Origin of the sequence: Aquibacillus saliphilus (genome assembly GCF_020404745.1) — a bacterium.
Lineage (GTDB): Bacteria > Bacillota > Bacilli > Bacillales > Amphibacillaceae > Aquibacillus > Aquibacillus saliphilus.
In genome coordinates this window covers 1-26496 of sequence record NZ_JAIZAP010000024.1, presented here as the reverse complement: position 1 = coordinate 26496, position 26496 = coordinate 1, and the positions used below count along the sequence as shown (strand labels likewise).

Sequence of the window (26496 nt, the reverse complement as noted above, 5' to 3'; positions counted from 1 at the left end):
ATAATATTTTATATAAACAAATTGACTCGAATAAAAGAAAAACAGTTGTGATTGTTTTGGTTTTTTTCTTATTTATCCTAGCCATTGGCGCATTGTTTGGGTACACCTTTTATGGAAGTGTTCTGTCTGGCGTAATAGTAAGTGGAGTAATAGCTCTAGTCTATATTCTTATTATGACAATGAACAGTTCCAAAATAGTGATGAAAATGAATCACGCAAAAGAAGTAAGAACAAGAGATGAAAATACTGAAGTCTGGGATGCGGTAGAAAATATGGCGATGGTTGCAAATATCCCGATGCCAAAAGTTTATATTGTTGAGGACATGAGTCCGAATGCTTTTGCAACAGGAAATTCCCCAAAAAAAGGCGCTGTAGCTGTAACGCGAGGGTTAGTGAATGAACTTGACAAATATGAGCTTGAAGGTGTTATTGCACATGAAGTGGCACATATTCGTAACTACGATATTCGTTTATCAACCATAGCAATTGCTTTGGTAGCAGTTGTTGGCATTTTGGGTGATATAGCAATGAGGTCTATGTTTTTTGGTCGATCAAGAAGAAGTAATAATAATGGTGGTGGACAAATAATACTAATTGTTGTCTCTTTACTATTGGTTATTATTGCACCTATTGTTGCAACGATTATCCAACTTGCTCTTTCAAGAAATAGAGAGTACCTAGCTGATGCCAGTGCAGTTAATTTGACTAGAAATCCAGATGCTTTGGTTGGGGCACTCGAAAAAATATCAGGAACAACTAAATCTGTTGAGGAAGCGAGTCAGACAACAGCGTCTATTTACTTCATTAATCCATTCAGGAAAAAAAAGAAGCGTTCGAAATTGTTTGCTACACACCCACCGATGGAGAAGAGAATCGAACGGATTAAACAAATGTAACGCGTTTAAGACAAAGTTATTAACAACTTGACTTTGTCTTTTAATCTTTTCAAAAGTAATAAAAATGCAGCTATGATACAATTATCATAAATAAAACATTATCAAAATTGAAGGAAGTGGAATTATGAGTGAAAAAGCTCTTACATATTTGAAAGAAAATAGAGATGTACTGTTAAAAAAATTAGATCAGTTTCTATCTATACCAAGTGTAAGTACGGATCCATCACATAAAAAAGATATAGGCAAGGCTGCTGAATTTGTTGCAAACTATCTTAATCAAATTGGTTTCCAACAAGTAGAGGTAGTCGAAACGAAAGGACACCCACTTGTATACGGTGAGTGGAATGGTGCTGGGGACGATGCACCTACAGCTTTATTTTATGGTCATTATGATGTACAACCGGCTGATCCATTAGATCTGTGGGATAGTGAACCATTTAAACCGGAAGTTCGTGACGGAAGACTATATGCACGAGGTGCTAGCGATGATAAAGGTCAAGTGTTTATGCACTTGGCAGTCTTTGAGGCCTATATGAAAACAGAAGGAAAGTTGCCTGTTAACATTAAGGTATGCATTGAAGGTGAAGAAGAAATCGGTAGTGAGAATTTATATGATATTCTAAAAGATAAAAAAGAAAAATTCCAAGCTGATTTTGCAATTATTTCTGACTCTGGAATGGTTGATAGTGATCAACCAACTATTCTTTACGGTTTAAAAGGTTTTACTGGACTAGAACTCACATTAACAGGTCCATCAAGTGATCTTCATTCAGGTATCTATGGTGGAGCAATCCGAAATCCAGCAATGGCGATGTCACACTTGCTTGCATCCTTGAAGAATGAAAATGAAGTCGTACAAGTAGAAGGTTTCTATGACGACGTCGAGGAACTAACAAATGAAGAGCGGCAGCTTATAAAAGAAGTACCTGGAGAGGACTTTAGTAAATCTACCGGAGTAAAAGAGACGGTATCAGAGCAGGATTACACAGCAAAAGAACATACAATGGCACGCCCGACCCTAGAGGTGAATGGTTTGTTTAGTGGTTATCAAGGTGAAGGGACAAAAACAATTATTCCATCTACTGCAACTGCTAAATTAACGTGTAGGCTTGTTCCTGGTCAGGTGCCAAATAAAATCCAGGACTTACTTGTAGCACATCTCGAGAAATATGTACCTAAAGGTGTGACTCTAGATATAAAGCGAGAAGCACTTTCTGCTAAAGCGTATAAGGTTGATCCAAACCATCCATTAATTGCAAAAGCAGCGAATAGTCTTACTACTGCATTTGGAAAGGAAGCTACCTACGTGCGAATGGGAGGGTCTATCCCGGTAGTAGAATGGATTGATTCTAATTATAATATGCCTATTGTATTATTAGGATTCGGTACTCCAGAAGATCGACTCCATTCTCCAAACGAAAGTTTTCTATTAGCTAATTTTGACAAAGGGATGGAGACTCTTGTTTATTACTTGGAAGAGGTTAGTAGTAAATAAAACTAGAAAACTGTTATGCATGGTTCTTACTTAAGACGCTATTGACAAGTCGTTATTTATGATTTAGATTGTTGTTTCTAGTATAAAACTAAGAATAAAGTTAAGGTTGTTGGATAATCTAATTACTACTAGAGGAGGTAGTAATCATGATTAACCATCATTTTGAAAGATTTATTAGATATCAACAAAAAGAAAATTCAACATATATAGGCAATGGAGAACGTGGAGGAAATCTAGATTCTAAAACGAACAACAGAAAAGCTCAGGATCCGAATGTAGGCGCTAGAAGAAATCTTGAATAACAAAAATGTCGAGTGTGTCTCTCCCTCTGACCACACTCGACATTCATTTATAGGGTTATTACTGACAAACGTATTACCAAAAGATCCCCCTTGATAATAGTATTCTATTCAAAAATCTGTAGATAGAGTCCCCTAATCACTAGCAATATAAGTTAAATGAGTATAAAGTATATAATTGAAAAAGAAATAATGTAACAAGAATACTAATTCTTGGTCTTTCTTGTTATTGACAATATACCCTTGAGGGTATAAGATGTAAGACGTTAACCATAATTGATAATAGGGGGTAAAACATGACTATCGTTATTATTGCCTTTTTTATGATTATAGCCTTGTATGTAATATATTTAAGATATGTACCTATCAAAGGGATTCCGTGTATAGATATAAATAGTAATAAGTTGGATCAAATGATTTTGAAACTTGATATTAGGGATTATAATTCTTCAGCTAAGCAAGAGATTATCGGGTCACATTCGTTACCTATAGCTTATTTTAAAAGATACTACCATGAAATTCCTGCTAAAGAAGTACATGTGATAGCATCAGACCGGATTGAAAAAAATCTAGGTATTCGTTATCTTCGTAACAAAGGTTTCAGAGTAAGTGGTTATACATTAACCAAATGCAACTGTGAATAACATATATCATTGTCCGAAACGATTTTTAACTAGGTCAGATTACCACAAACTATCTAGAAGTAAAATAAAAGAAATATCCTAGGAGGGTTAATAATGGAATATAACGACCAGATGAAAAATAGAGTTAAGCGGATTGAAGGTCAATTACGTGGTATATTAAAAATGATGGAAGAAAAAAGCGACTGTCGAGATGTGATAACACAAATGTCTGCTGCTAGGACAGCAATTGATCGCACAATGGGCTTAGTGGTAAGTTCGAACCTTGTAGAGTGTGTTCAAAAGTCCGAAGAAAATGGTGAGGATACAGAGGAACTAGTACAAGAGGCTGTTAACTTACTTGTTAAAAGTCGTTAAATAAAATTATATATACTATAAAAATAAGACTCCTAATCCAGTAGTCTTATTTTTTTATACAAACTGTTCATCATCCTTTTAGATGTATCATATAGTATAGGTAATACATCAAAAGGAGAGATTGTTTTTGAAACTTTCAGATCAAAAACACCTAGAAAGAGTGATTACAGAAATAACGGAAATTGCAGAGGGATTTGGGTTAGATTTTTATCCCATGCGATATGAAATTTGTCCTCCTGAAATTATTTATACATTTGGCGCCTATGGTATGCCTACACGATTTTCACATTGGAGTTTCGGAAAACAGTTTCATAAAATGAAAGTGCAATATGATTTGGGTTTAAGTAAGATTTATGAACTTGTAATCAATTCAAATCCCTGTTATGCATTTCTGTTAAACTCCAATAGTCTCATCCAAAACAAACTGATTGTTGCACATGTATTAGCACATTGCGACTTTTTTAAGAATAATGCGCGATTCCAAAATACAAAAAATGATATGGTTGAAAGTATGTCTGCGACTGCAGAACGAATAGCTGATTATGAAAAAATATATGGAATTAAAGAAGTGGAATCCTTTTTAGATGCAATTCTTGCCATTCAGGAACATATAGATCCTACATTAGTCAGGCCAAAACTTGATTGGGAGATAGAGGAGTTTGAAGAAGAACCTCCAATTAAAACTAGTGCATATGATGATTTATGGAAATTAGACGACGTTGAGTCTGAAAAATTACAAAAACCTAGAACCAAGAAAAAACCATTCCCACCTAGACCAGAAAAGGATCTACTACTGTTCATTGAGGAGCATTCTCGTAATTTAGAAGACTGGCAAAGAGATATTTTGACAATGATGCGTGCGGAAATGCTTTACTTTTGGCCTCAACTGGAAACAAAAATCATGAACGAAGGCTGGGCTTCTTACTGGCATCAGAGAATCTTAAGAGAGATGGATCTTACCAGTGACGAAGCAATTGAATTCGCTTCACTTAACGCGGGTGTTGTGCAACCATCTAAAACCCAGATCAATCCCTATTATCTTGGAGTGAAAATGTTTGAAGATATTGAAGAACGTTTTGATAATCCAACCGAAGAAATGAGACGATGGGGAGCGGAACCAGGTAAGGGTCGAGAAAAAATGTTTGAAGTGCGTGAAATAGAGTCTGATATATCCTTCGTACGTAACTATTTAACAAAAGAATTCGTAGATCGAGAAGACTTGTATTTGTTCCAAAAACAAGGCAACGAGTACAAAATCACTGATAAAAGTTGGGAAAGCGTTAGAGATCAACTGATTTCGATGCGGGTGAATGGAGGTTTTCCCTATATCACTGTTCAAAACGGCGACTTTTATCATAACGGGGAATTGTACCTGAAGCACCACTATGAAGATGTTGAGTTGGACCTAACATATTTGGAAAAAACATTGCCATATATTCATCAATTATGGGGGCGTACGGTCCACATGGAGACGGTTGTGGAGGATAGAAACGTCTTGTTCACCTATGAGGGGAATAAAGTAATGAAAAAGCATTTGTAGAAGAAGCAGGCTATGCGCCTGCTTCTTCAAATGGATTACCACACGTTTAAGAAGTTGATTTTAATTTATTGAACTATTTAACAACAAATCAAGCTCCTGGCTACAAGTAATTGTCTTGTTTGAGGATATCCCGTTTTACTTGCTGGCATTAACATTTCATAAAATGACTAGAAAAAGCAAGCGCACAGCCTGCTTTGTGTTTTTACTGTACTTGAGCTAATTAAGTTCTTTATTTTATTCAGGGCGTACCACGTTTACTAATGAAACTAGGCACCATTAGTAAACGTGGTACATTGTTGTACTATTAGAATTTATTAGCGAGAATTTTAGCTTGGGCAATTGCACTTTCTTTTATTTCATCTGCTTTTTCAGGCATAGCATCATGACCTTCTACAAAAAGTCCTTCAAAATAAGGAACACCAAAAAAGTTCATTAATATTTTTAAATAACGATGGCCCATTTCCTTATCAGCAGTGGGGCCATGTGAATAAATACCACCGCTTGCTTGAATATGCAATGCTTTTTTGTCTGTTAAGAGTCCGATAGGTCCTTGTTCAGTATGTTTAAAAGTTTTTCCTGCAACAGCAACCGAGTCGAGGTAAGTTTTCATAATTGGTGGAAATAATAAATTCCACAATGGAGTAACAAAGACATATTTGTCAGCATTAACAAACTGCTCACTTAATTCAGAGAGTCGACTGACTTTAGCTTTTTCCTCATCTGATAATTCTTCAAATCCTTGCCCAGATTGAAGTTTCCCCCAGCCTTGAAAGACATCCGCATCAATATGTGGGATGTGTTCCTTGTACAAATCGATATGAACGATCTCATCATCTGGATTCTTGTCTCTATAAGCACTAATAAATGCCGAACCTACTGCCATACCATAAGATTTTTTTTCATCGAACGGATTAGCTGTGATATATAATAATTTCCCCATAGTTAATTCATCCCTTCTTACTATTTATATTTTAAAAAACTTATAAAATCATAATATAAGTATAGTTGATTACTAATATTATGTATGTGAAAATAATCACATTTTTATAAAAAAGATTATTCAACTGAATCAATTTTAAAATTACCTTATCCAGCAATTATCATCCACATAAGGTAACGGTCTATACCAACTAAAATGTGGATGATAATTGAAAAAAAACAGTATGATGAAATTGATTAAACTATATAAACTATTTAGAAGGTTAGCCTCTTGAAAAGTAGCAGAACTCAATTAACAGCAATCCTAACAGCAAATAATCCGATACAATTATAAAGAAAAAGCATTAGCAAAGAGAATGCTAATGCTTTGTATATATCGACTTATTGATAACGAGCAAATATTTTTTCAATCCTAGGGTGCAAAACATGAATAATCGGTCCAATTAAAAATGTAACTAAAATTGTGCCAATCCCTATCGGTCCTTTAAATATAAGAGCAAAAGTCAAGGCTATTAACTCCCCAATTGTTTTAGCAACACTCATACGGACACCGAAACGAGTATGAATTGCAATCATCAAGTTATCAATTGGTACAGGGGCAAATTTTGCTTGTAGATAAACTGAAATTCCAAGTGCTAATAGAAACATCCCAAGTGAAAAAATTAAAATTTTTAATCCGAAGTTTTGGGGATTGAAATTTTTAAATACAATTAACCAAAAGTCAACGCCAAAACCAACTACGAAAATAGTAATTAACGCATATAAATCAGGCTTGTGTTTCAATAATATGGAGTTAATAATTATTAAAATAATTCCAACGAGAATAACCCATGTACCAACAGTGAACATTATGGTAGACAACCCAACATTTAAGGCATCCCATGCTCCAATTCCCATATCTGATTTAATAGTTAAAGTAACTCCTAATGATAAGATAATTAGACCTATGATATACATTAAGGCTCTTGGTAGATTTAACGACGACATGATCGATCTCCTTTAATACATTGACATGGATACATAAGTATAAAACTATATCATAGTTATAGCGTAAAGGAAATAAAATTTTAATATTTTTAACAATTGGTAAAACTTCACCTTGCTAAAGTAAAACATTTTAAACCGGTAATTTATACTGCAAATTACCGGTTTGATTCATTTATTTATTGTTTTTTTTGAAATGTTTCATTTCTTTAGTCCCCTCAGTTGTTAAAGCTTCCTCATCTCTTCTGTCTTTTTCTGTGGCATAGTGAAAATTAGTTAACTTTCCACTATCCTTTGGTTGATAGGGTTTTTTATCCATAATAAACCTCCTGCTCTAATTGTGTACGATGGTATTATTCACTTAACCTAGAATAGTTTATACGAAAAAAACAATGTTTTATGTTTTAAATTTATTATATTAGGTAATAATAACTGTGCAACATTAATTGCAATGTAATGCAATGCAATATTATGGATTTATGCTAGGAGGCAATTGGAAATGGAACAAGGTAAAGTAAAATGGTTTAATGGTGAAAAAGGTTTTGGATTTATTGAACGTGAAGGTGGAGACGATGTTTTCGTTCACTTCTCAGCTATTGAAGGAGAAGGATATAAGACATTAGATGAAGGCCAAGATGTTGAATTCGACATTGAAGAAGGACAACGTGGTCCACAAGCAACAAATGTACGTAAACTATAAGTAACAGGATGAAAGTTTATGTACTATTCATGGCGATATAAATTCAAAAGTTTAAACAGATATTAGGATGAAAGAGTAGGCGATTCGCCTACTCTTTCTGTTATATGAAGACATTAGTAACTTAGAAATATAAAGTTTACTTTATCCGTTTTTACATGAGGGTATAATCCGGATCAATTGAAGTTTTAGTTCATTATTGCTGAATACATGTTAAAATTATATTAAATTAGACATAAAATATACTAGTACCTTGGAGGGAAATATGGAAGATTTACTTCAACTAAAGAATAAGAACATTGTAGTTATGGGAGTTGCGAACGAAAGAAGCCTAGCTTGGGGCGTAGCAAAATCGCTATCTAAAGCAGGTGCAAAATTGACGTTTACATATCGAAAAGAACGGTCACTAAATAAATTGAACAAGCTTTTGAATGATAATAATATACATGCTGAAGTAGTTGTTGCATGTGATGTCAATAATGATGAAAGTATTAAACATGCTTTTACAGAGATTAACAATCAGGTTGGCAAAATTGACGGGCTTGTCCATTCAATTGCATTTGCAAATGCAGAAGATCTAAAAGGCGATTTCGTAGAAACATCAAGAAGTGGTTATGCATTTGCACAAGATACGAGTGCATATTCGCTAATTGCAGTTGCTAGAGAAGCTAAACCATATATGACAGATGGAGGTTCTATCATTACGATGAGTGCTCTCGGCGCTGAAAGAGCTCTTGAAGGTTATAAAGTGATGGGAGTAGCCAAAGCCGCACTAGAATCGTCTGTAAAATACCTTGCTTTAGATTTAGGTAAAGATAATATAAGAGTTAATGCTATTTCAGCAGGTCCTATTCGAACTCTGGCAGCAAAAGGAATTCCATCCTTTAATGAAATGCTCCGAGGTATAGAGGAGCAATCGCCTCTTAAAAGAAATGTAACACAAGAAGAAGTTGGTGATATGACTCTCACCTTGTTAAGTGCACTTTCACGTGGTGTAACCGGCGAGGTTGTCCATGTGGATTCCGGATACAATATTATGGGTTAATCCGTACATTCAGACCTTTACACTTATTTTAGTGTGAAGGTCTTTTTAATGGGATTTTTATCTTTTTTTATGCAGGTAAATGTATAGGAATATCTTTCTAAAATGCAACGTGTTATTGGGAATAAAAACTAAATTAATGATAATGCTAAAGAGTAGTATCTTGTGTTTTCGAGGGTGGTAGATGTGAAAAAGGAGAAAACGATTCTATATGGATTGACATTATTTGGTTCGGTATTTCTATTGTTTGCATTAAATAAAAGACCAAGAAAAGATTGGCTAATTGTATTTCTGTTGAAAACAGTTATTTCAGTTTTTTTTGGAAATATAGTTGCTGCAAACAAATGGTTAGAATACCCTGATCGATTATTACCTAACTCCTTTAAAGGTAGTGTTTTATTTGAATATTTATTATTCCCATTGATATGTGTGTACTATAACCAAACAACCTACAAATCCAAGCTGCCAGGGATGATCTATCAATCGTTTCTTTACAGTATTCCGATGACAATAGTTGAGATTTTCCTGGAAAAAAAGACACAGCTAATTAATTATAAAAAGTGGAGATGGTACTATACGTTGTTTTCTCTGTCTGGAACTTTTTTACTTGTGAGAGGTTTGATAGCAATCATCAGGAGTTGGTCCAAATCAGAACAAGTTACTAATGACCAATCATGGAGTGAGAATACGTGAGTAAGCTATCTCAAGTTTTTAAAGCTTTGAAAAGTAAAAAAATAGTAATGGATAATGTATCTGATGATGACAATATGCCATTGAATAAGGAAATAAAAAAGAATATTTCCGAAGTGTCCAAGGTGTTGGGGAATAGTTTTGATATTGTAATTAGAGAATTTAAGATAGGTAAAAATCCTATAGAAGCTTGTCTTTTTTACACGGATGGATTAATTGACAAGGATCTTGTTCATAACTATGTTTTAGAAAATCTTATGATTGATGGTAGAAAAGCTGAATCTGATGAAAAAATTAGTAGTAATCAAGATATGTATAATTTCATTAAAAATTCAAGCCTTACAAGTGTAGAATTAACAGAAATTGATACTTTCCAAGCTTTGTATCAGCATTTACTTTCGGGCGATACGATTGTACTTCTCAATGGAGTTTCAAAAGGATTTGCAGTTGGGTCAAGAGGTTGGGAAGACAGAGGTGTTCAAGAGCCGAGTTCACAGCAGGTAGTAAGAGGCCCTAAGGATGCATTTTCAGAAACTTTAAGGACAAACACCGCACTAATAAGACGGCGAATTAAAGACCAAAATCTTTGGATTGAAACTCAAAAAATAGGCAAGAAATCTAAAACAGATGTAGCGATCGCATACATAAATGGCGTAGTAAATGAAGACATTGTTTTAGAAATAAAGGAACGATTAAAAAAAATTGAGATTGACGCAATTCTAGATAGTGGCTACATAGAGGAATTAATACAGGATGAAATATACACTCCATTTCCGACGATTTTTAATACAGAACGCCCGGATGCAGTCTCTGCAGGGATATTGGAAGGTAGAGTAGCTATAATTGTCGATGGAAGCCCATTTGTTTTACTTGCTCCTGCACTGTTTATTGATTTTTTTCAATCAAGTGAGGATTACTATCAACGTAGTGATATAGGAAGCTTGTTGCGTATATTGCGTTTTTTTTGCTTTTTCTTAGCGTTGTTAACACCATCAGCATTTATTGCATTAACAACATTCCATCAAGAAATGATACCTACAACGCTTTTAACTAGCTTAGCAGCTCAGCGGGAAGGAGTGCCATTTCCAGCATTTATCGAAGCGTTAATCATGGAAATCACGTTTGAAATATTACGTGAAGCCGGGATTAGACTACCTCGTGCAGTTGGATCTGCGATATCGATAGTAGGTGCATTAGTACTTGGTCAAGCGGCTGTTGAAGCGGGTATTGTCTCTGCAACTATGGTTATTGTTGTTTCACTAACTGCAATAAGCAGCTTTGTTTCACCAACTTATAACATGGCAATTTCAGTAAGAATTTTACGATTTGGATTTATGATTTTAGCGGCTACCTTTGGTTTAGTTGGAATAATATTAGGACTCATTATCATGGGATTACATTTATCTAGTTTACGCTCATTTGGAATACCTTATTTGTCACCAATGGCACCATTTATACCATCTGACCAAGATGATGCGCTCATTCGTTTGCCTGTGTGGATAAAGGAGAACAGGCCGAGATTAATTAGTCAGATAGATGTTAAACGAGAAGCTACTGAACAACCGAAACCGCCACCAAAGTAATGTAAAAAAAGAGGTTAGCATAATATGAAAAAAAACGGTTCAAAAGCTTTACTTTTATTTATGACAATCTTCCTCTTAACTGGGTGTTGGAGTTCTAGAGAGCTATCAGATTTAGCTGTTGTTACTGCTTTAGGAATTGATAAACATGAAGATGGGTATAAATTAACTGTACAAGTAATGGATCCTGGAGAGATTGCAGGAAAGGATTTAACAACAAGAACATCTGTTACGACGTACTCCATGACGGGCAAGACTGTTTTTGAAGCGTTAAGGCGTTTGACAGTAACAACACCACGAAAATTGTATTTATCACATCTCCGTATCATACTTTTAGGACAAGAGTTTTCAGAAGGTGGAATTTCGCAGTCATTGGATTTTATTTCTAGAGATCACGAAATGCGATTGGAATTTTCTTTAATGATTACTAAAAATATGGAAGCGGAGAAGGCGTTGAAAATATTAACGCCAATCGAAAAAATTCCCGCAAACAAAATATATTCTAGTCTTCAAACGGCACAAGATAATTGGGCGCCAGCAAAGATCGTAGAGTTAGATGAATTAGTGAGCTCTTTGACGGTCCCAGGCAAAGAAGCTGTTCTAACTGGGTTAAGTGCGGTTGGTAGTCCCGAAGTTGGCGCACAAATAGAAAATGTTGAAGTAGTAGATTCACATACAATTGTTAACATTGACGAAATCGGTGTATTTAAAGATGATAAATTAGTTGGTTGGTTTAATGAAAATGAAAGCAAGGGATTCAACTATATTACCGATAATGTTCGAAATACTATTGGGTGGGTAGAGTGCGGCAAGGAAGAGGAAGGAACTATTTCGGTTGAAGTAACAAAAAATGAAACAAAGCTTAAGGGATCTATCGATAGTAATCTGCCTAAAATCACTATAGAAACAACTATTGAGGCAAATATTGCTGATGTTGAATGTGCTATCGATGTCTATGACCAGTCAAAAATTAAAGAGATTGAAGGCAAATTAAAGAAAAAGATTGAAGAGATTATTAAGGAAAGCATAGGCAAAGCTAAAGAGTTAAATAGTGATGTTTTCGGTTTTGGGCAAGTTCTTAGTCGACAGGAGCCCAAACAATGGAAACAACTTAAAGACAATTGGGATAAAGAGTTTGCAGATCTAGATATTGAAGTCAAGGTTAAGTTTAATATAAGAGGAACAGGAACAATTACAGAAACCTTACTTGGTAACATGAAATAAAACTAAATAAAAAGGAAGAATCAAGCCATGTTAAACGTTACTGCTATTTTACTTGTTACAGGTTTAATAGGTAGGTTTGAATATAAAAAAATAAAAAAACTCGATTCAAAAAAAGATAAATGGGTATTTGTTGTGGGGACTACAGTAGCTGCTACTTTATCCGTTGCTCTAGTGCTAGGGTATTATATACCAAATCTTTCAAAGGGATTCGAAATAGTATATCAACCGATAACAGATCCAATAGTAACTATTTTAGACACCTATAAGTCAAAGTAATAATATATGTTCAAAAATTCATTAGGAAGTGATCATTCACTTAGCGGATTGACTTTCGTTTTTTGCCTCGAAAGCTCTCATGCTAGGACTTTTTGAACATTAACTAACATATATGGTATAGGGTTTCTTACAGTGGGGGCAAATTAATTTGAATTCAGAAGTGAAGATAAATGGCAGGCAGTTTACTATCTTGGTAATTATGAATACACTTGGATCTGCGATTATTATGGGACCTGCAATTGTTGCAAGCTATGGTCGGGAAAACAGCTGGATATCAGTCTTAATAGCTTCGATGATTGGAATCCTAGTTGTGTTGATGTATATCCAAATTTTTAAATTAGATCGAAATAAAGATATATTTCAACTGCTGGAAAAGTTGCTTGGAAAGTGGCTAGGAAAGTTCATTTCGTTCTTGTTTGTTCTATATGTTTTTTATGTAGTGATTGGAAACCTTAGAGCGATGGGTGACTTTATAATTACACATATATTGGTTGAAACGCCACTTGAGGTGATGATTCTACTTATTCTAATAACTTGCTTAATAGGGGTTAGGATGGGGATAGAAGTTATTAGTAGAACATCGGAGGTGTTTTTCCCATATGTAGCTATAGCAATTTTCTTATTAATTGCTATGGTATTTAAAGAGGCAGAAGTAACCAAAATTCAGCCAATTCTACAAACGAATATTGGTGGGATGTTGGCTGGAGCTGTACCTTTAATCGGATACCCTTTTTTTGAATTAATTATTTTACTGTCGTTGATGAAAGATGTGAATAAACCAGAAAAAGCTAAAAAAGCATTTATAATAGGTGTAACCATAGGGGGATTTTTACTAACTAGCATCACTCTGATGTGTCTACTCGTTTTAGGAGTTGATTTAACAGTAAGAAACACGTACCCAACTTATGTACTAGGTAAAAAAATTAGTATAGCTGACTTTGTTGAGCGCGTGGAGGTAATTGTTGCCATTATTTGGTTTTTTACCATTTTCTTTAAAATTATGACTATCTTTTATGTTCTATCTGTCGGAGTGAGTCGGATACTAAACTTGAAGAGTTATAAGACAGTGACTGTTCCAATAGCGTACTTTATTATTGTGTTTGCCGTTGTACTAGCACCTAATGTTGTATACACTAGCCAATTTATAACTGGTACTTGGATTCCACTGTCGGCTACGTTTGGACTTGTATTACCTATTATTCTTTTAGTTGTAGGTTTGCTTAAAGAAAATAAAACCCGCTCCTAGAGCGAGGTTTTACTGATTATAATAGAGTAATTAACCATCCACCTAATGCACCTGATAGAACTACTACCCAAGGCGGTAATTTCCAATAGACGAGCATACTAAATAGAATAGCTGCTAGAGCAAAGTCGATTGGAGCTAAAATTGAACTCGTCCATATAGGTTGATAGAAGGCAGCTATTAAAATTCCAACGACAGCAGCGTTTATCCCCATCAGTGCACCTTTCATTTTAGGATTTTTACGTAAGGTTCCCCAAAAAGGTAATGTACCAAAAACAAGTAAGAACGCTGGTAAGAAAATAGCAAACGTTGCTAGTAATCCAGCTTGCCACCCTCCAATAACAGTTCCGATATAAGCAGCAAATGTGAATAATGGTCCTGGAACTGCTTGTGCTGCTCCATAACCTGCTAGAAATTCTTGTTCAGTTAACCAACCTGTGGGAACAAATTCTCGTTCAAGTAAAGGTAAAACAACGTGTCCACCACCAAATACAAGTGAACCAGATCGATAAAAACTGTCAAACATTGCAATCCAATTAACAGTAGTCATTTCCCTTAAAATAGGTAATATAATTAGTAACATGATAAAAAGTAGTAAACTAACAGCTCCGATTTTTTTTGAAATGGGTACGTTAATAGTACTTTCAGCCTGATCAGTTTTGTTTGTAAAAAGAATAAAGCCAATAATTGCTGCTAATAAAATAATTGCAATTTGCGTGTATGCAGTCTGCCATAAAAGTGTAGCAACAATTGCGACAAGTGCAATCGTCTTGCGCTGTAAATCAGGAGTTAACTTCTTGGCCATACCGATTATTGCATGTGCGACTACAGCTACAGCGACAATTTTTAATCCATGGATAAAGCCAGCATTCGCGATAGCATAGTTTTTTAAAAGGACAGCGAATACTATTAGCGCTACAACAGAAGGTATCGTGAATCCAATAAAAGAAACAATGCCTCCCAGCGCACCCCCTCGAACGATTCCTATTCCCATGCCAACTTGGCTACTAGCAGGACCAGGCAAGAATTGACAGAGCGCTACTAAATCAGCATAGCTTTTTTCATCCATCCACTTCTTTCTACGAATATACTCTTCATGAAAGTAACCAAGATGAGCAATTGGCCCTCCAAAAGAGGTAAAGCCAAGTCGTGTTGAAATTAATAAGATTTCCCACAACGTTACTAACTTGTTTGTCTTATTCAATAAAAGACACCTCTTTATTTCTTCATTTATCTTTAGAAAAAAGTTATTCCAATCAAATTAACTAAACAATGCCTGTTTTCGTTATTTGAGTATACACGAAGTTATCCCTCGAATTCAATGCGAATAAATGTAAAGATTTTGTAAATTGGATACTAACAATTGTCCATATGTAAACTTCACATTTCCTGACTGTGATAAGATTGCCGGTTGTTATAGTGAATGACTTGAGTGGAGGGGAATTTATTATCTTTTTATAAAACGTAACGATTATTATTTACAAAACGTAACCATTACGATATAATTCGGATTGGATGTTGAAAAGGGGAGAGTTCAAAATGAGAAAAAAGTTATTGGTTTTATCTTTTATACTACTTATACTTATGCTTATTGGATGTAGTAGTGAATCAGCGCAATCAGATACAAAAGCAGATGATGATGTATTAAAAATATATACAACACTTTATCCAATTGAGGATTTCGTAAATAAAATAGGTGGATCACATGTAGAAGTTACTTCTATTCTTCCGGCTGGTGGGGACCCACATACGTATGAACCTACATCAAAGACTTTAGTGGAAATTGCTTCGGCTGATCTATTTTTATATAACGGAGCAGGGTTAGAGGCGTACGCGGATAAAATTATTGGAGCTATTGCGGATGAGGATACAGTAATTGTAGAAGCGGCGCAGGGAGTTAGTCTGTTAGATCATGTGCATGAAGACGAAAAAAATGATTCCCATGAAGAAGCTGATCACACTGATGAAGATGATCATGAACATGCTGAAGAGGAAAATCATGAAGAAGATGAAGAAGACAACCATAACCATGGTGATGTAGATCCCCATGTTTGGTTAGATCCTATTCGTGCTATTACACTTGCTGAAAATATCACAGAGGCGTTAGTTGCGGCTAATCCTGATTTACAGACAGAATTCCAAGAAAATTTTGAGCAACTAAAATTGAAATTGCTAGAGTTAGATGAAGAGTTTCATAATAAAGTAGAAGCTAAGGAACAAAATAAAATTTTAGTCTCTCACTCAGCCTACGGATATTGGGAAAAGGCATACGGTATTGAGCAAATTGCGATAACGGGGTTGTCTCCATCGAATGAACCTTCGCATAAACAGTTAGAAAAGGTTATCGAAAAAGTAAAGGGAAATAACATTAAGTACATTTTATTTGAACAAAATGTAGCGCCTAAAGTTGCTGAAGTTATTCAAAATGAGGTTAGTGTTGAACCGCTCGAAATTCACAATTTATCTGTTCTAACTGAAGAAGATATAGAAAATAAGGAGGATTATTTTAGTTTAATGAATAGAAATATTGAAGTGCTTGTAAAAGCATTATCATCAAACTAGATTAATCGATGAAGATGACTCCTGTACCTGAACAGGGGTCATTTTCTTTTAAAAAGACCTTATTTGAAAACGAAAACTTTAGAAGAGGGAATTACTGAAATAGAAGCATGTGCTAGCAATCAATTTGAGATAGAATATCCTCAATTGTTTAATAATTATATCAGGGATAAATATATTCAAGTAAAAAGAAGATTTCTTTTTGAAATTAAGTTAAAATAGAGAGTAAAGAACCAGTCTTAAAATACTGAGTCTCTACTATCTAAAATGAAATGAATAATATAACAATCGATAAGATGGCTATGATAAGACTAACGAACAGTAAAGCGAACCTCCTTGATGTATTTGCTACTTGTATTTTTTGCCAATTGACTGGTTTTATACCGCTAAACCAAAATACAAGAATTGCTGACAAGATAATCGAGCTTATGTTCACTAGCAATAGTAAAAAGGGTGTTAATGCCTCAGACCAATCTCCAGAACCAACCATCATTCCAAGTACAATAGTCGGTGGCAATAATGCAACAGAAACCATCACACCAACTAGAGCCTCTGCCATTCTTTTTACAAAAGATATTGCACCGGCAGCCCCGGCAGCTAGTGCTACCGCTATATCAATAATTTCAATGTTAGTTCTAGCAAGAAATTCATTACTATGTATAGGAAGTTTGAAAAAAATCCCGAATAACGCTGCAATTGCTAAAGGTACAAAAAGTCCATAGAATGATGTTAGTACGGATTGTCGCATAAGTTTATAGTCACCTAGTACAGAAGCGAAGGCAGCCGATGTATAAGGACCTATAAGTGGTGCGATTACCATAGCACCAATGACAATAGCTGGACTGTTTTTTATGATTCCTGCGGTTGCAACAATTGAAGATAAAACTAGGAACCATGAAAAACTTCGGGTAATTTGACTAGATGAGTGGACGACTGTATATAGTTCATGTCTACTAGCACGAATTAACTCAGCATTTTCATCTAGGTCCTTCGATTCTTCTTTTTCTTCACTGATGTGTGGGATATATGTTTGGACAGTATATAATAAAGCTTTTAACTCTTCACTTTGTTCTGCCTTCTGTTGAAGATAGTTCAGTATTTTTTCAGAGTTCGCCTTTTTTACTAGGATTCGAATAAGTTCATATTGCTCGGACTCTTTCAAATGCCACTTTGATATAATAGAGAAATCCTCAAGTCTAGATAGTAATGGCTTGAGTTCTTCTTCTTTTATATATACTTCAATTAGTTGTAATTCCATTTTCTTTCTCTCCTAATAAAAGAAAAGTGCTATCAGTAGTATTGTTCGTAAATGAAGTGATTATACGCTACCCTAGATGGTAGGCTATTAAATTGAAAGGGAGTTGGTATATTGAGACTAGAAACAGATCGCTTATTGTTACGGCCATACCAAATGAAAGATGCGCAAAGAGCCAAAGAATTAGCAGGAGTAAAGGAAATAGCAAAAACAACCATTTCAATTCCGCATCCTTATACTTTGGGAGATGCAGAGGCTTTTATCCGAAATAGTGTACAGCTAATTGATGAAAACAGGGCTTATCCGTTGGCAATGGTTATTAAGGAGCAAGATCTTCTGATTGGTACAATGACGCTTCGGTTAGATAGACAACATAACAAGGGGGAGCTTGCTTATTGGGTTGGAAAAGATTATTGGAACAACGGATATGCCCAAGAAGCTGGAGAAAGGATGTTGAGGTTTGGTTTTGAGGAGCTTAAGTTTAACCGGATTTTCGTACCAATGATGAGTATAAACAAAGCGTCTGCTTCAGTCATGAAAAAGATAGGGATGTCATATGAAGGAACACTAAGACAAGATATTATTAAGTGGGGAGAGTTTCAAGACGTTGATGTCTATGGAATTTTAAGATCAGAATTTTTAAAGCGATGATTCCATATAATAAGAGGGAGAAATAGGACTATGAAGCGGATCATGGTGATTGGTGTTTCAGCAGGTGTCGGAAAATCAACATTTGCAAGAAAACTGGGGAAATCACTAAACATAGATGTCTACCATCTTGATGCATACTACTGGAATCCAGGTTGGATTGAAGCTTCATTTGATGAGTTTAAAAGCGCTCAGGAGAACATAACGCTAAAAGAAGAATGGATTATTGAGGGGAATTATAGTAGTACTTTTGAGATTCGGAAAAAACAAGCTGACACAATCATCTACCTAGAACTTCCCCTTTACTTGTGCCTTTTCAGGGTGATAAAGCGGTGGTTAACAAACCGCGGACGAACTAGAGTAGATATGGGAAAAGACTGTGAAGAGAAAATGGATTGGAAGTTCCTTAAATTCATTATGACTACATATTACAAAAGAAAAAATACGATGAAAAATCAGTTATCTGATTTTCAAAAAGGAAACTCATCTAACCAAGTTATTATCCTTAATAATAAGAAAAGTATTCACTCCTATCTTGAGGACTCTCTTTAGATTCACTACTGCTGATAATCAACTACAAACAACGAATACTATAACTACATATTTCACCTAGGAGGATTCATTTGTTTATTGCAATTGGCTTTTTTATCGTTACGTCTTTTTTCTTATCAGGAAGTGAAACTGCTCTAACGGCTGTTAATCGTACGAAGATATATACGAAAGCAGAAAATGATGATATTCAGTCTAAAAAACTATTGAAATTAATATCAAAACCTAATGAATTAATTACTGCTATCCTAATTGGTAATAACATTTCTAACATTTTGCTCCCAACACTTGTGACAATTGTTGCGATAGAGCATGGTTTTAATGTTGGGGTTGCGACTGCAATCTTAACTGTTTTACTAATAGTATTTGCAGAAGTTTTACCTAAATCTATAGCTGCAACCTTTTCAGATAAAGTGGCTTACTTGGTGGCACCTATCATCCGTATTTTGGTAATTACACTTACACCATTAACATTCCTTTTGTCTAAGTTCACCAGTTCGGTCATTTCGTTACTATCAAGAGGCAGGGCGAAAGAAACGACAGTATCAAAGGAAGAATTGAAAACAATGGTTGATATTGCTTTGTCAGAAGGTACATTTCAACATGACGAAACCCACCATATAAAAGGAGCTATAGATTTTTATAGTAAAGATGTTCGCGACGCACTAAAGACACCAAGAATTGAAATTGAAGGAATACCCTTAGAGTCTTCCTTTGAGCATGCTAGGGAAATTGTCTTATCAAATAGCCATACTAGGTATCCAGTGTATAAAGAGAATATGGATCATATCGTTGGAGTATTTCATTCTAAAGTTTTACTCAAATGGTCTTTAGATCAAACGAAAAAGTTAAAGGAATTTACTGATTTAGACCCACTCTTTGTAGCGGAGACAGCTTCAATAGAGAAAGTGTTCAAAATGATGTTAAAAGAAAAAAAGCACTTGGCAGTTGTTATTGACGAATATGGAGGGACCACAGGAATTCTTACAAATGAAGATATCATTGAAGCGATGATTGGACTAGAAATTGAAGATGAAACAGATGAAGTAGAGGATATTTTGATTAAAGAATTAACAGATTCAAAAATTATTTGTCATGGTAAACTAGCGATACGTAAATTAAACGAAGTATTTAAAACGAAAATACCTGAAGAAGAAGATATTCTGGCGGGATTTTTATTTAAAGAATTTGAGGGTATTCCAGAAGAAGGGGAACAGTTAGAGTATCACCATCTACATTTTAAAATAGTAGAAATAGAGGATAATAAATTAACTAAAGTCCAAATAACCAAAAAGCATAAGACAGCCAATCAGTCTTTATTCTAATCCCTTTGAGTGGTAGGGTGAAAGGAGGCTTGAGTTTCATTCACTTAAGCCTTCCTTATTTTCAAAAAATACATGCTTCAAAACAACTGTTTCCCCAATATCTATTATTCCGTAAGAATACGAAGGGCTTCTTCTTTTATCTGTCGGTGAGCCCGGATTAAACAAAATGATATCCTCATGTTTTTTTAATACAGGTATGTGGGAATGGCCGAAAATAACAATATCAACATCGTCGAACGCAAAGTCGTCTAAGGCTCTTTTCTCTGTTGTTTTTGATTTCCCGTCCCCATGGGTTAGGCCAATTGATATATTTCCAAAGTCAAGGACTTTCCTCTTTCCGAACAGTGAATGTAGGTCGTCACCATCAACATTGCCTGCAACTCCCTGAACCGGTGCATAAACTGTCAATTCTTCTAGTACCTCTCTTGTTTGCCAATCACCAGCATGAAGGATAAGATCAACATTTATTAGTCCCTCTATTAATCTTTTTGGGAGATGTTTGGCTCGCTTGGGCATATGAGTATCGGCTATAACTACAATTCTCATTCCTCTTCTCCCTTTCTTTTTCTAACTGAATAGATCATCTCTAATATAGCTATCCCCATTATCCCCCAGAAAAATGGATTATCAAAGGCTATACCCACTTTGGACGTTCCGCCTAAAAGAGTTAGTACTCCAATAAGTAAGATTGTATATAAGATGAAAAATAGCTGCCATTTATAAACAGTTGGGTTTTCTCTTCTATTCCAATTTTTACTTTTGGTAAATAATAGGACAATTACTATAATTAATAGCCATTTCGGAATGTAACTTGCTACATGTGTTTCATGGAAATAGTCACCAATTAAGAGTAAAGTAATACAAACCATTATTGCTGTTTCGATTAGATACTTCAATTTCTTATCTCCTTGTTGTCCGGTTTACTACCAATGTTTATCAATGTTCATAGATCATTTTTCTAGACATGCCGCCATCGATGATAATGTTTTCACCAGTAATAAAATCATTGTTAGGGTCTGTCAGGAACAAACAAGCGCGAGCAATGTCTTCTGGTTTTCCTACCCGTTTAGATGGATGCTGTTGATGATCAACAGGTCTAAGTTTTTGGTAATTCCCGGTTTCAATCCATCCAGGACTAATCGCATTTACTGTGATGTTGTCACTGCTTAAAGACATGGACAATGCATGCGTTAAAGCAGAAATACCACCTTTTGTTGCGGCATAAGCTTCTGAATTTTTCTCGGACATAAAGGCTCGGGTCGAAGCGATATTTACGATTGACCCACCATTGCTATTTTCTTTGATGTATTTTGCTGCTTCCCTTGAACAAAGAAATGTGCCACGAAGATTAATGTTAATAACATCGTCCCAATCGTCCACACTTAGGTCGTAAACAGATTTAAAGCGTGAAACACCAGCATTATTGACGATAATATCAATACGATTGTAATTTTCAATTGTTTGTTTCATTAATTGAACTATTTGTTCTGGCTCTCTTACATCTGTTTTAATAAAAAGTCCTTGTCCGTCTTTTGAATGTATTTTATCAATGGTATTTTCAGCAGCTTGTTCATCAACATCTGCAACGACTACTTTAGCACCAGCTTCTGCATAGGAAAGAGCAATGGCTTTACCGATTCCGTTAGCACTTCCAGTAACAATAACTACTTTTTCTTGAAATGACATGAGTTTTCTCCCTTCAATCTGAATGGATTACTTAAACTTAAAAAAGGTCCTTCATTCTATTATGAACGAACTTGAAAATTCCTTAAAGTATTTCATTTTTGATAAACTTAAAAGGTATAAAAATAAGGTGATTTTAGAAGTCGTATATCATTAAAGATATAATATCCCTATAGTAAAATACTAGGGAGAAATTATTGTAGTGGAATAACGAATACCATGTAAAAACAATGTATTTAGGTGTAAAAAAATGAGGAGTGAAGCTTTAAGTTGACTAAAAAACTATTTTATCAAGATCAATATTTAAAAAAATTCTCTGCAAGTATATCTAAACAACAACAAGATAATGAAGAGAAGTGGTATGTTGTGTTAGATCAAACGGCATTTTATCCAACAGGTGGTGGTCAACCAAGTGATACTGGTTTTATTAATGGTATTAACGTCGGTAGTGTCGAGGAAATAGAAGGAGAAGTTCGGCATTATTTGGATCAAGCAATTACCGGAAATGGACCTGTTCACGGTCAAATTGATTGGCCAAGACGATTCGATCACATGCAACAGCATGCAGGACAGCATATCTTATCAGCTGCTTTTGAAGAGTTATTCGGCTTCAAGACTATTAGTTTTCATTTAGGAAAAGAGATTTGTACGATTGATTTGGATATAACAGAGCTTACCCAGCAACAAATGAATGAAGCGGAAGAACTTGCCAATGACGTTATACTAGTGAACCATCCAATTGAGACTAGATGGGTTAGCATGGAAGAGCTTGAACAATATCAGCTTAGAAAAGAGTTATCTGTTGAAGATAATATACGTCTCGTCATTATCCCTAACTTTGATTACAACGGTTGTGGTGGAACACATCCAAATGCTACAGCTGAAGTAGTTGCAATAAAAATAATTGATTACGAAAGAGTCCGAGGCAGAATTCGTCTGGAGTTTATTTGTGGTAATCGAGTAAGAAAACAGTTGGCTTTAAAACAGGGTGTTATCAAAGAGTTAAATCAGTTGCTGAATGCCCCAGAAGATAAATTCGCTCAGTTAATAGGGAAATTGATTGATGATGGAAAGTCAGTGGAAAAGTCACTTCAAGAAACCAGGGACAAACTAATTGAATATGAAGCAAAAGATATTATTAATAGAAGAGAAATCGTTAATGGACTAAACGTTGTTGGAGAAATTTTTAATAATCGATCAATCAAAGAATTACAAAAGACTGCTCAATTAATTGTTTCTGAAGCTGCAGATTTAGTAGTTATTCTTATTAGCAGTAGTCAAAAAAAAGTACAACTGGTTGTAGCAAGAGGTAACGCTATTGATATTAATATGAAAGAATTACTGGAAAAATCTCTGCCATTTATTAATGGAAAAGGTGGGGGAAATGAAAAAATTGCACAAGGTGGGGGGACTCCTCTTTTAACTAGCGAAAATTTGTTGGAAAAAGTAAAAGAATCGATGGAATAAACCACTGTATTTTCATCTTAAGTTCAAATAAATGCATAAGTTCGGAAATATTAAGTTCGTTTAACTTGACTATTGACTAATAAACAAAACCTCTTCCTCTTTGTCATGGAAGAGGTTTTTTACGTCAGGTTTTAAGTGAATACTTTTAAACTGTGTATTCCTTTTAATAGAAGAGGTCTGATATATAAATCAGACCTAAGTCTGACAAAGGTTCAATCTGATTACTGTTAAGAAGTCTTTGAGTGCCAGCTATAATTTAAGTAATAAGAAAACGAAGGAGAGATAAAAAATGATTAACGAATACGAGTTACAACAACTAGTAGATAATCGTCGAAATAAATAGCAGAAAAGACAGGAGGTATCGTAATGTTTAACGAATTTGAAATTCAACAGCAAGTAATTGAACGACGCCCTAAATAATTGTTTGAATTGCAATATTCTATGTGGAATTCATGGTATATAAAAGAAATGGGGCCTATCTATAATGCTAACGACATACGTGCAAAAAGAGTAAAACTTCTTTCCGAGTTATTTTAAGGAAAGAGGTTTTTTTATATTTTAATATGTTAATGTATTGTATAATTTGCATTTTTTTCGCATACTACGATTATCATAATTAGAGTGAAAATGTAGATGTTAAATAGGTACCCCAATATTACTATCTAGAGGAGAATTATATGATGCATAAGCACGTACTTTCATTTTTGATAACCTTATTAGCTTTAGCTACTCCCATTGCAACACTTGCTCATGTTAAGTGGTTCGCTACTGTTGAACCAGAAAAAGTATCTATAGAACAGATTTTATCTCCAATGTTTATTTCTATTTCGATATTAATTGCCATATTATTAGCTGTTTTATCACGAATAATGAATCATATAATGGAAGTTCCTTTTGCGAAAAAGCTTGATTCTACCCTTGCAGGTTTGAGAAAATATACTCGGTATATCTTAAAGTATGGTACCGCGTTAGCTTTTATGATCCAGGTGTTATCAGGTACAATGTTTGCACCCGACTTCGCAATTGATTATACATGGGAAGCGATTGTGATGTGGTTAATAATTTTAGGTTTATTAATTCCGCATCATATGGCAACAAAAACGGCTGCTATATTAATGTTAGGTTTATTTGCTTATGAATGGACTGAAACAGGTTGGTTTTATATGTTGGACTATGGATTTTATATTGCTATTATTGGTGTACTATTGTTATGGAATACAAAATTTGAAAATTGGGGTTTCCCTTTTTTATATCTTGGGACTGGTTTAAGTTTATGTTGGGTAGCTGTAGAAAAATGGGTTTATCCCGATATGACGATTAATATTATAGAGACGCATGGGGTACCAACGTTTGGTTTTGATCCGGCAGTGTTTATTGTATTAGCTGCATTCATTGAATTTGTAGTAGGGTATTTATTAGTTGTAGGAATCCTGAATCGTATTTTAGCAGTGGTTGTTACAGTCATCTTCATCCTTACTACTACTATTTTTGGGCTCACCGAAATTATCGGACATGCAATGATTCATATTGTTTTAATCATCTTTGTTATAGAAGGAATCTCATTTTATCACCCACCAATAAAAATGCATCGAACAGTATTGGATCAAATGGTCTTTGTTTTTCTTAACTTTATTTTTGTGTTAGCAACTTTCATATTGATCTATTATCGGTTCGCTTAATTGTCGATTAATGACAGTTGTCACTATTTATATGATGCAATATACGGTATTCTAGTAAGTATCTATAGTAATGACCATATCTAAAGTATATTTAATTGTAAAATTTAAATTTACTTAAAAGGGGAAAAGTAATGAAAATCGCTTGGATTACAGACAGTACATGTGGACTACCACTTGATTTTATTAAGGAACACGGAATACATGTGTTACCTCTTAGTGTAATAGTAAACGGAAAATCTTATAAGGATGATATTGATATAACAAAAGATGAGTTTTATTCGTTGTTAAAAGAGCATGGCAATGGAGCTAAAACAAGCCAACCAAGCTATGGTGATTTCATTAGTCTATATGAAAAATTAAAAGAGGAAGAGTATGATTGTGGAATTGCAATTCATGCGTCAAGCGAATTAACTGGTACATATCAGAGTTCAATTAGTGCTTCTGAAATGACAGGTTTTCCTGTAGAAGTTATTGATTCTAAAATTGGTTCTTATCCTCTAGGCAAAATGATTCGGAATGGTCTTGAACTTCAAGAAGAAGGTAAAACATATGATCAAATCGTAGAAAGTATAAACACATATCCTAATCTTGCTGAGATGTATTTACTACCTGAGAATTTGGAACAGCTCAAAAATAGTGGTAGAGTGAGTACAACTCAATCAGTATTTGCCAATCTAATGCAGATTAACTTACTGTTAAAATTTGATAACGGGAAAGTAGTTGTTGGTGAAAAGATAAGAATTAAAAAAAGAGCAAAAAGAAGACTATTTCAGATAATAGATGATGCAATTGAGAACCATCAACTCAAAGAATTATGTTTAATACATGCAGGTGTTAAAGATCAAGCTCTTAAATGGAAAGAAGAATTAGAGAAGATACATGATCAAATTGTAATCAGAGTTGAACCTTTAGTTCCGGTTGCAGGTGTTCACACGGGTTATGGTACGATGAGTGTTGCTTGGCTCAAAGAAAAGTGACATTGTAAGGATAAAAAGGAGTGGGCCAACTTAGTTGATTCACTCCTTTTTATTATCTTCCTGACTAACAGTGTGGTATACATTATGCTTGGAAGGAAGAATCCTAGGTATAAAGAGTTTGATAATGAAATTATTAAATATAGATTTTGCTATTGCAATTAACTATTTATCGTGGTATATTGAATATCCGCTTCACGAGTTCGACAGATTTCGACAAAAGTTGTTAACTTGGTTTGCGGAACAAAACGAAAAAACAATTTTAAAAGTTGTTGACTTTATCAAAAAAAGTTGATATACTAATTAAGTTGTCGCAAAAAGACATCAACCATTTGATCCTTGAAAACTGAACGAAACAACCAGTATGTTAAGTAAGAAATTAAGCTAGTTTTTTGAACGAGCAATCAAGCTCATAAACTTTATGGAGAGTTTGATCTTGGCTCAGGACGAACGC

The 26496-nt window shown here is 34.7% G+C and carries 29 protein-coding genes and 1 pseudogene; 21 read left to right on the top strand and 9 right to left on the bottom strand.

The window, feature by feature from the left end:
• Nucleotides 1-5: 5 nt before the first annotated feature.
• The 6 genes from htpX (at nucleotide 6) to LD272_RS19265 (ending at nucleotide 5228) form a co-directional block, all read left to right on the top strand.
• Nucleotides 6-896 (top strand): zinc metalloprotease HtpX, encoded by an 891-nt coding sequence (gene htpX / locus LD272_RS19290; RefSeq protein ID WP_226038272.1) that lies wholly within the window; start codon nucleotides 6-8, stop codon nucleotides 894-896.
• Nucleotides 897-1020: 124 nt separating this feature from the next.
• Nucleotides 1021-2391: a dipeptidase gene (locus LD272_RS19285; RefSeq protein WP_226038236.1), complete on the top strand. Its 1371-nt coding sequence runs from the start codon at nucleotides 1021-1023 to the stop codon at nucleotides 2389-2391.
• Nucleotides 2392-2537: 146 nt separating this feature from the next.
• Entirely contained in the window at nucleotides 2538-2693 is a 156-nt protein-coding gene (locus LD272_RS19280) for a hypothetical protein (protein WP_226038235.1), read from the top strand.
• A 293-nt stretch (nucleotides 2694-2986) separates the two neighbouring features.
• A complete protein-coding gene (locus LD272_RS19275) occupies nucleotides 2987-3334 on the top strand; it encodes a sulfurtransferase (RefSeq protein ID WP_226038234.1) in 348 nt (115 codons plus the stop codon).
• A gap of 93 nt (nucleotides 3335-3427) precedes the next feature.
• Complete coding sequence (locus tag LD272_RS19270; protein ID WP_226038233.1) at nucleotides 3428-3688, top strand: metal-sensitive transcriptional regulator; 261 nt, start codon at nucleotides 3428-3430, stop codon at nucleotides 3686-3688.
• Nucleotides 3689-3815: 127 nt separating this feature from the next.
• Nucleotides 3816-5228 carry a SpoVR family protein gene (locus tag LD272_RS19265; protein WP_226038232.1) on the top strand — a complete coding sequence of 471 codons (1413 nt, stop codon included), beginning with the start codon at nucleotides 3816-3818 and terminating at the stop codon, nucleotides 5226-5228.
• 60 nt (nucleotides 5229-5288) lie between these two features.
• Here LD272_RS19265 and LD272_RS21695 read toward each other — a convergent pair.
• From LD272_RS21695 to LD272_RS19245, 4 genes and pseudogenes are all read right to left on the bottom strand, one after another.
• Nucleotides 5289-5360, bottom strand: a pseudogene (locus LD272_RS21695) (aspartyl-phosphate phosphatase Spo0E family protein); the annotation flags it as partial.
• A 172-nt stretch (nucleotides 5361-5532) separates the two neighbouring features.
• A complete protein-coding gene (locus tag LD272_RS19255) occupies nucleotides 5533-6168 on the bottom strand; it encodes an FMN-dependent NADH-azoreductase (protein ID WP_226038231.1) in 636 nt (211 codons plus the stop codon).
• Between the two features lie 380 nt (nucleotides 6169-6548).
• On the bottom strand, nucleotides 6549-7154 hold the full coding sequence (locus LD272_RS19250; RefSeq protein ID WP_226038230.1) for a YczE/YyaS/YitT family protein: 606 nt from the start codon (nucleotides 7152-7154) through the stop codon (nucleotides 6549-6551).
• Between the two features lie 172 nt (nucleotides 7155-7326).
• Entirely contained in the window at nucleotides 7327-7470 is a 144-nt protein-coding gene (locus tag LD272_RS19245; RefSeq protein ID WP_226038229.1) for a hypothetical protein, read from the bottom strand.
• A 180-nt stretch (nucleotides 7471-7650) separates the two neighbouring features.
• Between LD272_RS19245 and LD272_RS19240 the strand changes: the two genes are divergently transcribed.
• From LD272_RS19240 to LD272_RS19210, 7 genes are all read left to right on the top strand, one after another.
• Nucleotides 7651-7851 (top strand): cold-shock protein, encoded by a 201-nt coding sequence (locus LD272_RS19240; RefSeq protein ID WP_226038228.1) that lies wholly within the window; start codon nucleotides 7651-7653, stop codon nucleotides 7849-7851.
• 262 nt (nucleotides 7852-8113) lie between these two features.
• A complete protein-coding gene (fabI, locus tag LD272_RS19235) occupies nucleotides 8114-8893 on the top strand; it encodes an enoyl-ACP reductase FabI (RefSeq protein ID WP_226038227.1) in 780 nt (259 codons plus the stop codon).
• A 183-nt stretch (nucleotides 8894-9076) separates the two neighbouring features.
• Nucleotides 9077-9583, top strand: a complete 507-nt coding sequence (locus tag LD272_RS19230) for a CBO0543 family protein (RefSeq protein ID WP_226038226.1) — start codon at nucleotides 9077-9079, stop codon at nucleotides 9581-9583.
• A 47-nt stretch (nucleotides 9584-9630) separates the two neighbouring features.
• Nucleotides 9631-11163, top strand: coding sequence for a spore germination protein (locus LD272_RS19225; RefSeq protein WP_439647412.1), 1533 nt, complete (start codon nucleotides 9631-9633; stop codon nucleotides 11161-11163).
• Nucleotides 11164-11187: 24 nt separating this feature from the next.
• Nucleotides 11188-12384, top strand: coding sequence for a Ger(x)C family spore germination protein (locus tag LD272_RS19220; RefSeq protein ID WP_226038225.1), 1197 nt, complete (start codon nucleotides 11188-11190; stop codon nucleotides 12382-12384).
• A gap of 27 nt (nucleotides 12385-12411) precedes the next feature.
• Nucleotides 12412-12660 (top strand): hypothetical protein, encoded by a 249-nt coding sequence (locus LD272_RS19215; protein ID WP_226038224.1) that lies wholly within the window; start codon nucleotides 12412-12414, stop codon nucleotides 12658-12660.
• A gap of 148 nt (nucleotides 12661-12808) precedes the next feature.
• The gene (locus LD272_RS19210) at nucleotides 12809-13906 is read left to right on the top strand and encodes a GerAB/ArcD/ProY family transporter (RefSeq protein WP_226038223.1); all 1098 of its coding nucleotides are present in this window, start codon (nucleotides 12809-12811) and stop codon (nucleotides 13904-13906) included.
• Nucleotides 13907-13922: 16 nt separating this feature from the next.
• Here LD272_RS19210 and chrA read toward each other — a convergent pair whose 3' ends face one another.
• Entirely contained in the window at nucleotides 13923-15107 is a 1185-nt protein-coding gene (chrA, locus tag LD272_RS19205; RefSeq protein WP_226038222.1) for a chromate efflux transporter, read from the bottom strand.
• Between the two features lie 335 nt (nucleotides 15108-15442).
• On the opposite strand from chrA, the gene LD272_RS19200 reads away from it, so the two are divergent.
• A complete protein-coding gene (locus LD272_RS19200; RefSeq protein WP_226038221.1) occupies nucleotides 15443-16465 on the top strand; it encodes a metal ABC transporter solute-binding protein, Zn/Mn family in 1023 nt (340 codons plus the stop codon).
• A 259-nt stretch (nucleotides 16466-16724) separates the two neighbouring features.
• On the opposite strand, the gene LD272_RS19195 is transcribed toward LD272_RS19200, so the two are convergent.
• Complete coding sequence (locus LD272_RS19195; RefSeq protein WP_226038220.1) at nucleotides 16725-17720, bottom strand: TIGR00341 family protein; 996 nt, start codon at nucleotides 17718-17720, stop codon at nucleotides 16725-16727.
• Between the two features lie 111 nt (nucleotides 17721-17831).
• On the opposite strand from LD272_RS19195, the gene LD272_RS19190 reads away from it, so the two are divergent.
• The 3 genes from LD272_RS19190 (at nucleotide 17832) to LD272_RS19180 (ending at nucleotide 20239) form a co-directional block, all read left to right on the top strand.
• Nucleotides 17832-18368 (top strand): GNAT family N-acetyltransferase, encoded by a 537-nt coding sequence (locus LD272_RS19190; RefSeq protein ID WP_226038219.1) that lies wholly within the window; start codon nucleotides 17832-17834, stop codon nucleotides 18366-18368.
• 30 nt (nucleotides 18369-18398) lie between these two features.
• Complete coding sequence (locus LD272_RS19185) at nucleotides 18399-18917, top strand: P-loop NTPase family protein (protein ID WP_226038218.1); 519 nt, start codon at nucleotides 18399-18401, stop codon at nucleotides 18915-18917.
• 71 nt (nucleotides 18918-18988) lie between these two features.
• Complete coding sequence (locus LD272_RS19180; protein WP_226038217.1) at nucleotides 18989-20239, top strand: hemolysin family protein; 1251 nt, start codon at nucleotides 18989-18991, stop codon at nucleotides 20237-20239.
• A 36-nt stretch (nucleotides 20240-20275) separates the two neighbouring features.
• Here LD272_RS19180 and LD272_RS19175 read toward each other — a convergent pair whose 3' ends face one another.
• Genes LD272_RS19175 through LD272_RS19165 form a run of 3 tightly spaced genes read right to left on the bottom strand, consistent with a single transcriptional unit; the run spans nucleotide 20276 to nucleotide 21925 of the window.
• Nucleotides 20276-20785: a metallophosphoesterase family protein gene (locus LD272_RS19175; RefSeq protein WP_226038216.1), complete on the bottom strand. Its 510-nt coding sequence runs from the start codon at nucleotides 20783-20785 to the stop codon at nucleotides 20276-20278.
• Nucleotides 20782-21135, bottom strand: coding sequence for a hypothetical protein (locus tag LD272_RS19170; RefSeq protein WP_226038215.1), 354 nt, complete (start codon nucleotides 21133-21135; stop codon nucleotides 20782-20784). Before LD272_RS19170 ends, LD272_RS19175 begins: the two co-directional genes overlap by 4 nt.
• Before the next feature lie 40 nt (nucleotides 21136-21175).
• Complete coding sequence (locus tag LD272_RS19165; protein ID WP_226038214.1) at nucleotides 21176-21925, bottom strand: SDR family NAD(P)-dependent oxidoreductase; 750 nt, start codon at nucleotides 21923-21925, stop codon at nucleotides 21176-21178.
• Nucleotides 21926-22192: 267 nt separating this feature from the next.
• Here LD272_RS19165 and LD272_RS19160 point away from each other — a divergent pair, with 267 nt between their 5' ends.
• From LD272_RS19160 to LD272_RS19145, 4 genes are all read left to right on the top strand, one after another.
• On the top strand, nucleotides 22193-23389 hold the full coding sequence (locus LD272_RS19160; protein WP_226038213.1) for an alanyl-tRNA editing protein: 1197 nt from the start codon (nucleotides 22193-22195) through the stop codon (nucleotides 23387-23389).
• Between the two features lie 680 nt (nucleotides 23390-24069).
• On the top strand, nucleotides 24070-25068 hold the full coding sequence (locus LD272_RS19155; RefSeq protein WP_226038212.1) for a DoxX family membrane protein: 999 nt from the start codon (nucleotides 24070-24072) through the stop codon (nucleotides 25066-25068).
• 131 nt (nucleotides 25069-25199) lie between these two features.
• Complete coding sequence (locus tag LD272_RS19150; RefSeq protein ID WP_226038211.1) at nucleotides 25200-26045, top strand: DegV family protein; 846 nt, start codon at nucleotides 25200-25202, stop codon at nucleotides 26043-26045.
• Nucleotides 26046-26169: 124 nt separating this feature from the next.
• Nucleotides 26170-26337 carry a hypothetical protein gene (locus LD272_RS19145; protein ID WP_226038210.1) on the top strand — a complete coding sequence of 56 codons (168 nt, stop codon included), beginning with the start codon at nucleotides 26170-26172 and terminating at the stop codon, nucleotides 26335-26337.
• Nucleotides 26338-26496: the final 159 nt, after the last annotated feature.

What these genes read in the sequence shown, in the direction of transcription:
- LD272_RS19285 (WP_226038236.1), top strand. Translation starts at nt 1,021, where the DNA reads ATGAGTGAAAAAGCTCTTACATATTTGAAAGAAAATAGAGATGTACTG.
- LD272_RS19280 (WP_226038235.1), top strand. Translation starts at nt 2,538, where the DNA reads ATGATTAACCATCATTTTGAAAGATTTATTAGATATCAACAAAAAGAA.
- LD272_RS19275 (WP_226038234.1), top strand. Translation starts at nt 2,987, where the DNA reads ATGACTATCGTTATTATTGCCTTTTTTATGATTATAGCCTTGTATGTA.
- LD272_RS19270 (WP_226038233.1), top strand. Translation starts at nt 3,428, where the DNA reads ATGGAATATAACGACCAGATGAAAAATAGAGTTAAGCGGATTGAAGGT.
- LD272_RS19255 (WP_226038231.1), bottom strand. Translation starts at nt 6,168, where the DNA reads ATGGGGAAATTATTATATATCACAGCTAATCCGTTCGATGAAAAAAAA.
- LD272_RS19250 (WP_226038230.1), bottom strand. Translation starts at nt 7,154, where the DNA reads ATGTCGTCGTTAAATCTACCAAGAGCCTTAATGTATATCATAGGTCTA.
- LD272_RS19245 (WP_226038229.1), bottom strand. Translation starts at nt 7,470, where the DNA reads ATGGATAAAAAACCCTATCAACCAAAGGATAGTGGAAAGTTAACTAAT.
- LD272_RS19240 (WP_226038228.1), top strand. Translation starts at nt 7,651, where the DNA reads ATGGAACAAGGTAAAGTAAAATGGTTTAATGGTGAAAAAGGTTTTGGA.
- fabI (WP_226038227.1), top strand. Translation starts at nt 8,114, where the DNA reads ATGGAAGATTTACTTCAACTAAAGAATAAGAACATTGTAGTTATGGGA.
- LD272_RS19225 (WP_439647412.1), top strand. Translation starts at nt 9,631, where the DNA reads ATGGATAATGTATCTGATGATGACAATATGCCATTGAATAAGGAAATA.
- LD272_RS19220 (WP_226038225.1), top strand. Translation starts at nt 11,188, where the DNA reads ATGAAAAAAAACGGTTCAAAAGCTTTACTTTTATTTATGACAATCTTC.
- LD272_RS19215 (WP_226038224.1), top strand. Translation starts at nt 12,412, where the DNA reads ATGTTAAACGTTACTGCTATTTTACTTGTTACAGGTTTAATAGGTAGG.
- LD272_RS19200 (WP_226038221.1), top strand. Translation starts at nt 15,443, where the DNA reads ATGAGAAAAAAGTTATTGGTTTTATCTTTTATACTACTTATACTTATG.
- LD272_RS19195 (WP_226038220.1), bottom strand. Translation starts at nt 17,720, where the DNA reads ATGGAATTACAACTAATTGAAGTATATATAAAAGAAGAAGAACTCAAG.
- LD272_RS19185 (WP_226038218.1), top strand. Translation starts at nt 18,399, where the DNA reads ATGAAGCGGATCATGGTGATTGGTGTTTCAGCAGGTGTCGGAAAATCA.
- LD272_RS19175 (WP_226038216.1), bottom strand. Translation starts at nt 20,785, where the DNA reads ATGAGAATTGTAGTTATAGCCGATACTCATATGCCCAAGCGAGCCAAA.
- LD272_RS19165 (WP_226038214.1), bottom strand. Translation starts at nt 21,925, where the DNA reads ATGTCATTTCAAGAAAAAGTAGTTATTGTTACTGGAAGTGCTAACGGA.
- LD272_RS19155 (WP_226038212.1), top strand. Translation starts at nt 24,070, where the DNA reads ATGCATAAGCACGTACTTTCATTTTTGATAACCTTATTAGCTTTAGCT.
- LD272_RS19150 (WP_226038211.1), top strand. Translation starts at nt 25,200, where the DNA reads ATGAAAATCGCTTGGATTACAGACAGTACATGTGGACTACCACTTGAT.
- LD272_RS19145 (WP_226038210.1), top strand. Translation starts at nt 26,170, where the DNA reads ATGAAATTATTAAATATAGATTTTGCTATTGCAATTAACTATTTATCG.